Annotated in this window: 13 protein-coding genes and 1 pseudogene; all 14 read right to left on the reverse strand. The window is 72.2% G+C overall.

The features are described 5' to 3' along the window. Positions 1–104 precede the first annotated feature (104 nt). Positions 105–338: pseudogene (locus AB0G02_RS05295) on the reverse strand (signal peptidase I); the annotation flags it as partial. A 16-nt stretch (positions 339–354) separates the two neighbouring features. Next, positions 355–1,257: a signal peptidase I gene (gene lepB / locus AB0G02_RS05300; RefSeq protein ID WP_360789669.1), complete on the reverse strand. Its 903-nt coding sequence runs from the start codon at positions 1,255–1,257 to the stop codon at positions 355–357. 34 nt (positions 1,258–1,291) lie between these two features. Next, positions 1,292–1,651 (reverse strand): 50S ribosomal protein L19, encoded by a 360-nt coding sequence (rplS, locus tag AB0G02_RS05305; RefSeq protein ID WP_204844024.1) that lies wholly within the window; start codon positions 1,649–1,651, stop codon positions 1,292–1,294. A gap of 169 nt (positions 1,652–1,820) precedes the next feature. Continuing rightward, complete coding sequence (trmD, locus tag AB0G02_RS05310) at positions 1,821–2,564, reverse strand: tRNA (guanosine(37)-N1)-methyltransferase TrmD (RefSeq protein WP_360789673.1); 744 nt, start codon at positions 2,562–2,564, stop codon at positions 1,821–1,823. Next, entirely contained in the window at positions 2,554–3,072 is a 519-nt protein-coding gene (gene rimM, locus AB0G02_RS05315; RefSeq protein ID WP_360789676.1) for a ribosome maturation factor RimM, read from the reverse strand. Before rimM ends, trmD begins: the two co-directional genes overlap by 11 nt. 8 nt (positions 3,073–3,080) lie before the next feature. Beyond that, positions 3,081–3,320 carry an RNA-binding protein gene (locus AB0G02_RS05320; RefSeq protein WP_015104447.1) on the reverse strand — a complete coding sequence of 80 codons (240 nt, stop codon included), beginning with the start codon at positions 3,318–3,320 and terminating at the stop codon, positions 3,081–3,083. Next, positions 3,317–3,757 carry a 30S ribosomal protein S16 gene (gene rpsP / locus AB0G02_RS05325; protein WP_360789679.1) on the reverse strand — a complete coding sequence of 147 codons (441 nt, stop codon included), beginning with the start codon at positions 3,755–3,757 and terminating at the stop codon, positions 3,317–3,319. Before rpsP ends, AB0G02_RS05320 begins: the two co-directional genes overlap by 4 nt. Positions 3,758–3,910: 153 nt before the next feature. Then, positions 3,911–4,678, reverse strand: coding sequence for a 5-oxoprolinase subunit PxpA (locus AB0G02_RS05330; RefSeq protein WP_360789682.1), 768 nt, complete (start codon positions 4,676–4,678; stop codon positions 3,911–3,913). Beyond that, positions 4,675–5,457 (reverse strand): type II CAAX endopeptidase family protein, encoded by a 783-nt coding sequence (locus AB0G02_RS05335; RefSeq protein WP_360789684.1) that lies wholly within the window; start codon positions 5,455–5,457, stop codon positions 4,675–4,677. The genes AB0G02_RS05330 and AB0G02_RS05335 overlap by 4 nt, the downstream gene beginning before the upstream one ends. Positions 5,458–5,466: 9 nt before the next feature. After that, positions 5,467–6,177, reverse strand: coding sequence for a CPBP family intramembrane glutamic endopeptidase (locus AB0G02_RS05340; RefSeq protein ID WP_360789687.1), 711 nt, complete (start codon positions 6,175–6,177; stop codon positions 5,467–5,469). Positions 6,178–6,439: 262 nt separating this feature from the next. Then, positions 6,440–7,516, reverse strand: a complete 1,077-nt coding sequence (locus tag AB0G02_RS05345; RefSeq protein WP_360789690.1) for an amidohydrolase family protein — start codon at positions 7,514–7,516, stop codon at positions 6,440–6,442. After that, the gene (gene ffh, locus AB0G02_RS05350; protein ID WP_360789693.1) at positions 7,513–9,057 is read right to left on the reverse strand and encodes a signal recognition particle protein; all 1,545 of its coding nucleotides are present in this window, start codon (positions 9,055–9,057) and stop codon (positions 7,513–7,515) included. Before ffh ends, AB0G02_RS05345 begins: the two co-directional genes overlap by 4 nt. A 56-nt stretch (positions 9,058–9,113) precedes the next feature. Next, on the reverse strand, positions 9,114–9,656 hold the full coding sequence (locus AB0G02_RS05355; RefSeq protein ID WP_360789696.1) for an AAA family ATPase: 543 nt from the start codon (positions 9,654–9,656) through the stop codon (positions 9,114–9,116). 232 nt (positions 9,657–9,888) lie between these two features. Then, positions 9,889–11,181: HD domain-containing protein (locus tag AB0G02_RS05360; RefSeq protein ID WP_360789699.1), on the reverse strand; the 1,293-nt coding region annotated here is incomplete at its 5' end.

Consider the following 11,181-nt stretch of genomic DNA (forward strand, 5'->3'; position numbering starts at 1 on the left):
TTGGCGGTAGCGTGTACCAGTATACCGTACGGGGGCTGGGGCGCGTTTTCTGTTTTGGTACGTTTGCCGACCACCCCCCGGCCCCCCTACCCCCGTTTGGTCCAGCCCTCCACGGACGGCCCCATCGACTCCGACGGGATCATGTAGACCTTCGCCAGGAACGACTGGATCAGCACCGCGAGCACCACCGCGACACCGATCAGGATCGGCAGCTCTTTCCAGAACGAGCCCTTGCGCTTGGTCTTCTTGCGCGCGTCGGCACGCCACCGCTCGACTTTTTCCTCGTGCTCCGGGTCCCCCTCGTCGGAGGGTCCCCGTGACGATGCGACGTCCACCACTGCCCCAGCGTACCGATCAGACCTGTGAGGCCCTGGTCAACCGCCTGCGCAACCTGCGGCCGAAGAACAGCACCGGCCACGCCGCGGCCAGTCCCGCGCCCGCCGGGATGGCGCTCTGCCACGCGGGTGCGCCGAGCGCGACGGCCTGCGGGTTGTGGTCCCCGATGCCCTGCCAGCGCGACGGCGGCAGCACGATCACCCGCGCCTTGCCGATGACGTTGTCCTCCGGCACGACCCCGGCCAGGCCACCGCCGCCCTGCTTGCGGGAGTCGGTGGAGTTCGTGCGGTTGTCACCCATCACCCAGAGGGAGCCCTCGGGGACCTTGACCGGCTCGAACGGGTCGTGGTTCTCCGGTGACGTGCCGGGCTGCCAGTAGATGTACGGCTCGTCCAGCGGCTTGCCGTCGACGAGCACGCGGTGCTGGTCGTCGCAGCACTGGACCGTCTGGCCGCCGGTGGCGATGACGCGCTTGACGAAGTCCCGCTCGTCCGGGGGCGCGAGGCCGATCAGCGAGGCGACCTGCTGGATGCCCGCCACGACCGGGTTGTCCGAGCGGCCGGAGGTGAAGTCGTTGTTGCCCCAGGTCTCGGGGCCGCGGAAGACCACGACCTCGCCCGGCTCGATGTCGGCGAAGTCGTAGACCAGCTTGTCGACCAGCACCCGGTCGTTGTTGCACCCGGGGCACCCGTGGAGGGTCTGCTCCATCGACTGCGACGGGATCACGTACACCCGCGCGAGGAACGTCTGGATCAGGACCGTGAGGACCAGGGCCGTCGCGCCGAGCACGAGCAACTCGCGCCACAGCGGGGGCTTCTTCTTGGCCTTCTTCGGAGAGTCGCCTACGGCCGAGTCCGGAGTGGACTCGGCCGTAGGGTCCTGATCGTCTTCGTCAGCGGAGCGGTGCACGGGATCTGCCACTGGGGCAGGCTACTGCTTCCGCGTGTGCCCGGCGTCAGGAGGCCGGCTTGGCCTCGCGCTTCTCCTTGATCTTGGCGGCCTTGCCGCGCAGGTCGCGGAGGTAGTACAGCTTCGCCCGGCGGACGTCACCGCGGGTGGCGACCTCGATCTCGGCGATGTTCGGGGAGTGCACCGGGAAGGTGCGCTCTACGCCGACGCCGAACGAGACCTTGCGAACGGTGAAGGTCTCACGGATGCCGCCGCCCTGGCGGCGGATCACGACGCCCTGGAACACCTGGACCCGCTCGCGGGAGCCCTCGATGACGCGGACGTGGACCTTCAGCGTGTCGCCCGGCCGGAAGCTGGGGATGTCGGAGCGCAGCGACTGGGCGTCAAGAGCGTCCAGGGTGTTCATCGGTGGTCCGTCCTCGTCCTCACGTGTATTGCGTACTCCCCCGGGGCGCGGCCGAACTCATGTCACACACGCGCGGGGGCGGGCCTGGCGCACGCCGGATGAGTAGAACCGGGTGCAGCAACCTGTCCAGTGTGCCAGACGAGGGGCGGCGGGACGAAATCGGCCCTGGCTACCGCTCCTGGTCGAGCCCGTCGAGCAGCTTGCGGTCGTGCTTGTCGAGCGCGCCCTCGGGCAGCGCGTCGAGCAGTTCGGGGCGGCGCTCGCGGGTGCGGCGCAACGACTGGTCGCGCCGCCACCGGTCGATCGCACGGTGGTTGCCCGAGCGCAGCACCTCGGGCACGGCGAGGTCGCGCCACACCTCGGGGCGGGTGTAGCTCGGGCCCTCCAGCAGGCCGTCGGAGAACGAGTCCTCGGCGGCCGACTTCGGGTTGCCGAGCACGCCGGGCAGCAGGCGGACGACGGCCTCGACGACCACCAGCACGGCCACCTCGCCGCCGACCAGGACGTAGTCACCGATGGAGACCTCGTCCACGCGCACCCGACGGGCCGCGTCGTCCACCACGCGCTGGTCGATGCCCTCGTACCGGCCGCAGGCGAACACCAGGTGCTCCTCGGCGGCCAGCTCGTGGGCGAGCCGCTGGGTGAACGGCCGGCCGGCGGGCGTGGGCACGATCAGGCGGGTGGCCGGGGTGCACACCTCGTCCAGCGCGTCGCCCCACACCTGCGGCTTCATCACCATGCCGGGACCACCGCCGTACGGGCTGTCGTCCACGGCCTTGTGCACGTCGTGCGTCCAGTCGCGCAGGTCGTGCACGCCGACGCTGATCAGGCCCTTGTCGATGGCCTTGCCCAGCAGCGCGGCGCGCAGCGGGTCCAGGTACTCCGGGAAGATCGTGACTACGTCAATCCGCATCGAGCAGGCCCTCGGGCGGGTCCAGGACGACGCGCTTGCCGGGCACGTCGACCGTGGGCACGATCTCGCGCACGAACGGCACGAGCAGCTCGTCACCGCTCTCGCGCTTGACCACCAGCAGCTCGCCGCCCGGGCCGTGCACGATCTCCAGCACGGTGCCGACCTTCGTGCCGTCGAGCAGCTCGGCGGTCAGCCCCTCGAGCTCGTGGTCGTAGAACTCGTCCGGGTCGCCGGTCGGCGGCAGGTCCTCGGTGCTGCCCAGCAGCAGCGTGCCGCGCAGCGTCTCGGCCACGTCGCGGGTCAGCACTTCCTCGAAACGCACCAGCAGCCGCCCGGAGTGGTTCCGGGCGGCTGCGACGGTGAGGTTGCGGGACGTGCCGTCACGCAGCCTCGCGGCCAGCACCGAGCCCGTGGCGAAGCGGGTCTCGGGTGAATCCGTGCGCACGTCGACCGCGAGCTCGCCGCTGATCCCGTGCGCCTTGGCCACGCGGCCGACGACGACGTCCATGTGCGCGTTCAGCGGTCGGTGTCGACCACGTCGACGCGCACGCCACGACCACCGATGCCGGCCATCACGGTGCGCAGGGCGGTGGCGGTGCGGCCGCTGCGGCCGATCACCTTGCCGAGGTCGTCCGGGTGGACGTGCACCTCGAGCGTGCGACCGCGCCGGGTCGTGACCAGGTTCACCCGGACGTCGTCCGGGTGGTCGACGATGCCCCGAACGAGGTGTTCGAGGGCGTCAGCCAACAAGCTCACGCCTCGTCCTTGGCAGCCTCGGGGGCGGACTCGGTGTCGGCGGCCTTCTTGGCCGACTTCTTCTTCGGGGTCGTCGCCTCGGTCGTCGGGGCGTCGCCCGCGGCGGCCAGCGCGGCGGCGAACAGGTCCGCCTTGCTGGTCTTCGGCTCCTTGACCTTCAGCGTGCCCTCGGCGCCCGGCAGGCCCTTGAACTTCTGCCAGTCACCGGTGATCTCCAGCAGGCGCTGCACCGACTCGGTCGGCTGCGCGCCGACACCCAGCCAGTACTGCGCGCGGTCGCTGTCCACCGCGATGAACGACGGCTCTTCCTTCGGGTGGTACTTGCCGATCGTCTCGATCGCCTTGCCGTTGCGGCGGGTGCGGGCGTCGGCGACGACGATCCGGTAGTACGGCTGACGGATCTTGCCAAGCCGCTGAAGCTTGATCTTGACGGCCACGGGTGTGGGTGCTCCTCGTGCTCTCGTGTGCTCAGGTGCGGGCAGTCCTCACCCGAGTGGGGCACGGGTGGTGAAAGCCCAGGTGTCTGGGGCGCCATGGCACGGTGAGAGGGACCGACCTCGGCGGACAACCGACCATTCTGCCAGACGCCCCTAGCGCGCGACGAATCGGGCCACGGGGACGCCCGCGCGCTCCAGCGCCGCGCGGACCTCCCTCGCGTGCGCGACCGCGCCCGGGGTGTCGCCGTGCAGGCAGATCGAGTCGACCTCCGCGGTCAGCACCGTGCCGTCCACGGCGACCAGCTCACCGCGCTCGGCCAGCCGGAGCACCTGCGCGACGACGGCGTCGGTGTCCGTCAGCACGGCGTCGGGGCGGGTGCGCGGCACGAGCGTGGCCTCCGGCGTGTACGCGCGGTCCGCGAACGCCTCCCGCACCGGGCGCAGGCCCGCCCGCTCGGCGTGGTGCAGCAGCCGCGAGCCGGGCAGCCCGAGGACGGGCAGGTCGCCGAACGCCCGCACGCCCTCGACCACGGCCCGCGCCTGCCGGTCGTGGTGCACGGTGGCGTTGTAGAGGGCGCCGTGCGGCTTCACGTACTCGACCGCCGTGCCGGCCGCCCTGGCGCACGCGTCCAGCGCGCCCACCTGGTACAGCACCTCGTCGGCCAGCTCGGACGGGTCGACATCGATGAACCGGCGGCCGAAGCCGGCCAGGTCGCGGTAGGACACCTGCGCGCCCACCGCCACGCCGGCGGCCGCGGCCTGGCGGCACACCCGGCGCATGGTCGACGGGTCGCCCGCGTGGAAGCCGCAGGCGACGTTCGCGCTGGTCACGACGCCGAGCAGGGCTTCGTCGTCACCGAGGCGCCAGATGCCGAAGCCCTCGCCCAGGTCGCTGTTGAGGTCGATCGGGCGAGCGCTCACGCGGGCATCACCCCGATCGAGACGAGCAGGAGGGTCAATCCGGGCAGGAAGTTGTTGACCACGTGCGCCACCACGCTCGCGGTGAGCCTGCGGGTGATGAGCCGGGCGATGCCGATGGGCAGCGCGATGACGATGAGCAGCGACGTCCGCAGCGGTTCGAGGTGGCCGGCGGCGAAGATGAGCGTGGTGAGCACGAACGCCGCCCACCGGCTCCAGCGCTGCCGCTCGATCGCGCCCCACAGCAGGCCGCGGTAGATGATCTCCTCGCAGACCGGGCCGAGGAAGCACACGTAGACGAACATCACCACGGCGGCGGCGAGGGGCAGCCCCGCGCCGTCGACGAGCTCCCCGATCGCGGAGGTGGCGTTCTTGTCCCCGACCACCCGGGACCAGACGAGCGCGGCCGCGTAGGTGAGCAGCAGGCCGATCGCACCGAGCTTGAGTCCGACCTTGACGTCGGCCCAGTCCCAGGCCAGCCGCAGGTCCCGGAACGGGCCGTTGCCGCGCACGTAGGTGATCGTGACGGCGACGGCCGCGGCCAGCACCGTGGGGACGATCGAGCCGACCAGGATGAACGTCACCGAGGAGCCGAGGTCCGTCCCCGACGTGCGGGCCACCGCGGTGATGAACACCGCGCTGAGAATGAAAACGGCTTCCACCAGCAGGAACGCGCCGAAGCCCCACCGCTGGCCGTCGTGCACCGCTTCCGGTTCCCTCCCGACCGCGCGGACGCTCGCGATCAGGCCCGGCAGCCTCTCATCCGATCGTGTCACAGCCATCCACCCTAGTCAGCCGGTGTACAGGTACACGGCCGGCAGCAGGTTGTTGGCCGCGTGGGCCACGACGCTGGCGGCCACCCGGCCGGTGACCATCCGCGCCGCGCCGATGGCGAGCCCCTGGGCGAACAGGATGAGCACGCGCCAGCTCTCCTGGTGCAGGAACGCGAAGACGACGGCGGTGAGCGCGAGGATCGCGGTCCTGGGGATCTTGTAGTGGGCCAGCGCCTGCCAGAGGGCGCCGCGGGTGAGGAGCTCCTCGGTCAGCGGCGCACCGAGGAAGACGAACAGCGCCGCCGCGGCGAGCCAGATCGTGCGACCGCCGGAGAGGGCCGCGATCTCGTCCAGCGAGCTGGACTGGTCCGGGTTGAGGCGCAGCAGCAGCGCGCCGAGCAGCCAGGCGGCCAGCAGCGCCGCGCCACCGGCGGCCAGGCCGACCTTCAGGTCGCGCAGGGTCGGCACGAGGCCGAAGTCGCGGCTCGGCCCGGCGCCCCGGCGCCACGAGATGACCACCGGGCCGAGGCCGAGCAGGACGTTGGGCAGGAAGATCAGCAGCATGAGCGGGCCGAGGACCGGCGGGTCGGTGACGTCCACCTCGGCGAAGTGGTCGGCCGTCGCGGCGGTGAAGACGAGGATCGCGAGGTGGTAGCCGGCCAGGCCGGTGAAGAACGCGAGGAAACCCCAGTGCGCCCGGCCGGTGTCCTGGTCCCGCTGTTCCTCCACTCGTCCGAACGTAGTGGTCCGCGGGGTCGTGGTGCCGCCCGAGTCGGGTCAAGATCACCCTGACGGCGGCAGCACCGTGACCGGGTGGCGGAAGAATTCCCGCCCGGCCACCCGGGAACGGGCTTCCCTCCTGGTCCGGGGCCTGCGTGGCCGGCCGCGGGTCACCCCCGATCGGGCGACGGCGAGGTGGGTGAACCGTGCCGGGGCCGCGGTGGCGGCGCACCACCGAACGGACGCCGGGCGGTTGCTCCCCCGCTCGGCGTCAGCCGTGGATGCGACCGCGCAGCATGACCAGCTTCGGGTGGCGCAGGGCGTCGAGGTCCTCGCGCGGGTCGGTCTCGTAGACCACGACGTCGGCCGCCGCGCCCTCGGTCAGCGACGGGAAGCCGAGCCACTCACGGGCCGCCCAGGAGGCCGCGCCGAGGGCCTGGACGGGCGTCATGCCGACCCCGTGCAGCGCCTTGACCTCGTCCACGATCCGGCCGTGCTCGATGCCGCCGCCCGCGTCCGTGCCCGCGAACACCGGGACGCCCGCCTCGACCGCCTTGGCGATGGTCGCGGTGTTGCGCGCGTGCAGGTGGTTCATGTGCTTCTGGTAGCCCGGGTACTTGTCCGCGCCCGCCGCGATGCTCGGGAAGTTCTCGATGTTGATCAGCGTCGGCACCAGGGCGGTCCCGTTGCGGGCCATCTGCGCGATCGTGTCGTCGGTCAGGCCCGTGCCGTGCTCGATGCAGTCGATGCCCGCGTCGAGCAGGGCCGGCAGCGCGTCCTCGCCGAAGACGTGCGCGGTGACCCTGGCCTTGTTCTCGTGCGCGACCTTGATCGCCTCGGTGAGGACGTCCTCGGTCCACAGCGGCGCGAGGTCGCCCGTCGACCGGTCGATCCAGTCACCGACCAGCTTGACCCAGCCGTCGCCCGCCGCGACCTGCTCCGCGACGGCGGCCGGCAGGTCGGCGGGGTCCTCCAGCTCGACGCCCAGGTACTTGATGTACCGCTTGGGCCTGGCCAGGTGCCTGCCCGCGCGGATGATCCGGGGCAGGTCCAGCCGCTCCTGCAGCGGGCGGGTATCCAGCGGCGAGCCGCAGTCGCGGATGAGCAGCGTGCCCGTCCGGCGGTCGGTGAGGGCCTGGTCCACCGCTTCGGGCAGCTCGACCACGCCCTTCGGGCCCAGGCCGACGTGGCAGTGCGCGTCGACCAGGCCGGGCACCAGGTAGCCGCCGGTGCTGACGGTGGTCGCGCCCGGCACCGGCCGGGTGCGGATCCGCCCGTTGACCACCCAGACGTCCCGCGGGTCGCCGCCCTCGGGGAGGACCACGCCCCGCAGGTGCAGGCCGGTCACTTGCCGAACTTCAGCTTCGACGGGTCGAAGCCGGGCGGGAGCTGGTCGAGACCGCCCAGGCCGGGCGGCAGCTCGTGCCCGCCGCCCTGGGGTGGCATGCCGGGCATCCCGGGGGGCAGCATGCCGGGCATGCCGGGGAACCCGCCGCGCACCTTCGGCGGCGTGGGGCCGCGGCCCTTGCCCTTCTTGCCCTTCTTCCCCTTGCCCTTGCGGTTGTTCTTGCCACCGCCGGGCAGGCCGAACCGGCCGGCCATCTGGCTCATCATCTTGCGCGCTTCGAAGAACCGGTTGACCAGGTCGTTCACGTCGCTGACCCGGACGCCCGAGCCGTTGGCGATGCGCAGCCGGCGGGAGGCGTTGATGATCTTCGGGTCGTCGCGCTCGGCCGGGGTCATGCCGCGGATGATCGCCTGCACCCGGTCCAGGTGCTTCTCGTCCAGGTTGGCGAGCTGGTCCTTCATCTGGCCCGCGCCGGGCAGCATCCCGAGCAGGTTCGCGATCGGGCCCATCTTGCGCAGCGCGAGCATCTGCTCCAGGAAGTCCTCCAGCGTGAGCTGGCCGGAGCCCATCTTCATCGCGGCGGCCTCGGCCTGGTCCGCGTCGAACGCCTGCTCCGCCTGCTCGATCAGGGTGAGCATGTCGCCCATGCCCAGGATCCGGCTCGCCATCCGGTCCGGGTGGAAGACGTCGAAGTCCTCGAGCTTCTCGCCGTTCGAGGCGAACAGGATCGGCTGGCCGGTGACCTCGCGGACGCTGAGCGCGGCGCCACCGCGGGCATCGCCGTCGAGCTTGGTGAGCACCACGCCGGTGAAGCCGACGCCGTCGCGGAACGCGGTCGCGGTGTTCACCGCGTCCTGGCCGATCATCGCGTCGACCACGAACAGCACTTCATCGGGGCGGATGGCCGCCCTGATGTCCACGGCCTGGCGCATCATCTCCTCGTCGACGCCGAGGCGACCCGCGGTGTCGACCAGCACGATGTCGTGCTGGGCCCGCTTGGCCTCCTCGATGCCCCTGCGGGCCACGTCGACCGGGTCGCCCACGCCGTTGCCGGGCTCGGGCGCGAACACGGGCACGCCCGCGCGCTCACCGACCACCTGGAGCTGGGTCACCGCGTTGGGGCGCTGGAGGTCGCAGGCGACCAGCATCGGGGTGTGGCCTTGGCCCTTGAGCCACTTGGCGAGCTTGCCCGCCAGGGTCGTCTTGCCGGCACCCTGGAGGCCCGCGAGCATGATCACGCTCGGCGGGTTCTTCGCCAGGGAGAGCCTGCGGGTCTCCCCGCCGAGGATGCCGACCAGCTCCTCGTTGACGATCTTGACGACCTGCTGGGCCGGGTTCAGCGCCTGGCTGACCTCGCTGCCCTTGGCGCGCTCCTTGACCTTCGCGATGAACGTGCGCACCACGGGCAGCGCGACGTCGGCCTCCAGCAGCGCGACCCGGATCTCGCGCGCGGTCGCGTCGATGTCTGCCTCGGACAGCCGCCCCTTGCCCCGCAGGTTCTGCAGGACCGAGGTGAGCCGGTCGGAAAGGGTGTTGAACACGATGCCGCCAGACCTCGCACGTCGTCGGTGGGTTCCTCAGCCCTCAGGGTAGCCGTTCACGCCGGCCCCACGGACAGCCGCAGGTGGTCGCGCCGCGTCAGCAGGGTCAGGCCCTGCCAGCCGCGCGGTGGCACGCCCGCCGCGAAGCGGGTCCGCAGCCTGGCCGCGCGGCGCACGTGCCGGGCGAACGACCGGGACCGGATCACCCTGCCCCGGGTGACCTGGCCGGACATCGCCTCCTCCGGGCTCGCGTCCAACCAGAGGAAGTGCCTGGGCCGGTTGGTGAGCAGGCCGACCGCGACCAGGCCGGCCCGGGTCGTCGGGCGGGTGGACGGTTCGTGGACCAGCAGCAGGCCGCCCGCGGTGAGCGCGAACCACAGGATGCGGGTCCGGTGCACCAGGTGCACCAACGGGCGGTAGAGGCGGTACGGCACGGCTCGCGGGAAGACGCCGCGCAGCGCCGCCCGCACCTGGTCGGAGTCCAGCACGACGGCTGGCTCGCCACCCGTGTCGACGGTGGCGAGCAGCGTCGACTTGCCCGCCCCCGGCAGACCGGCCAGCACGATCAGCGAGCACGGCCTCACGGCGACAGCGGTCATCGCATCCATACTAAAGAGACGTTTCGGACGTCCACGAGTTCCGGTGCGATCGGGGGCGGCCCAACCCCTCGACGAGCCGCTCCCGATCGCCCGGTGGTGGCGTTCCCCCCGGTCCGTCCCCTCCCCGAGCGGACCCCTCGCCACGGCTCACAGCTTCCCCCGCGGCGGGGGTCCGTCGGCAGCGTGAGCCCCCGTGGTCGGTTGTGCGTAGACCTACGCAACTCCCGGGACGTCACCGCGCCGCCGACAGCACCGCCCGCTCGATCCGGCGCCGCTGGTCGACGCCCATGCCGTCCGGTGCGGTGAAGGCGAACGAGTCGACGACCGTGGAGCCCAATGTGGACACCCGCGCCCACACGATGTCCACACCGGACTGCTCCAGCGCGTCCGCGACGCGGTGCAGCAGCCCGATCCGGTCCGCCGCGCGCAGCTCCAGCACCACCGAGCCGGTCGACTCGTCGTCGAACCAGAGCACCTTCGGCGGTGGCGGGTCCTGCGGCGGGCCGCCGTAGTCGCGCTCCTTCGCGGCGAGCTTGTCGGCCAGCGCGAGGGAGCCGTCCACGGCCCTGGTGAGCTGCTCGCGCAACAGGGTCACGTCCGGCAGCGAGCCGAACCTGGGCGACACGGTGAACACGTCGACCGCCGCCACCCCGAGGGACGGGTCGCTGTGCGAGCGCAGCGTGGCGGCGTGCACTTCGAGGGAGTTGAGCGCGAGCACGCCGGCGGCGCGGGAGAGCAGGCCCGGCCGGTCCGGCGCGACGACCGTGACGGCGGCGCCGTGGTCGTTCCGGTCGATCAGCACGTCCGGCCTGCCGCTCGCCAGCACGGCCCGCGCCAGGTCCTGCTGGCGCTGGTCCAGCGGTTCGGGCTTGGGCAGCGGGTCGCCCGCCATCGCCGTGCGGCAGCGCGCGACCAGGTCCCTGATCAGCGACGCCTTCCAGTCCGACCACACGCCGGGACCGGTCGCCACGGCGTCGGCCTCGGCCAGCGCGTAGAGCAGCTCCAGCAGCACCGGGTCGCCGCCGAGGGTGTCCACCACGCGGCGCACGGTGGCCTCGTCCTCCACGTCGCGGCGGGTCGCCGTGTGCGGGAGCAGGAGGTGGTGGCGGACCATGGCGGTGAGCGTGGCGACGTCCTGCGGCCACAGGCCGAGCCGTTCGGCTATCTGGGTGGTGATCGCCGCGCCGACCTCGGAGTGGTCGGCCTGCCTGCCCTTGCCGATGTCGTGCACCAGCGTGCCGAGCAGCAGCAGGTCCGGCCTCGACACCCCGGTCACCAGGCGGGCGGCGTGCGCGGTGGCCTGCACCAGGTGCCGGTCCACCGTCCACGTGTGCGCGGCGTCGCGGGGCGGCAGGTCGCGCACCGCGCCCCACTCGGGGAAGAGCCTGCCCCACAGGCCGGTGCGGTCCAGCGCCTCGACCACGTCGATCAGGCCCGTGCCGGTGCCCAGCAGGGCCAGCAGCTCGTCGCGGGCCTCCCGCGGCCACGGCTGGCGCAGCTCGGGGGCCGAGTCGGCCAGCTTCGC

Source organism: Actinosynnema sp. NPDC023658 (assembly GCF_040639995.1).
In the GTDB taxonomy this organism is placed as follows: Bacteria; Actinomycetota; Actinomycetes; order Mycobacteriales; family Pseudonocardiaceae; genus Actinosynnema.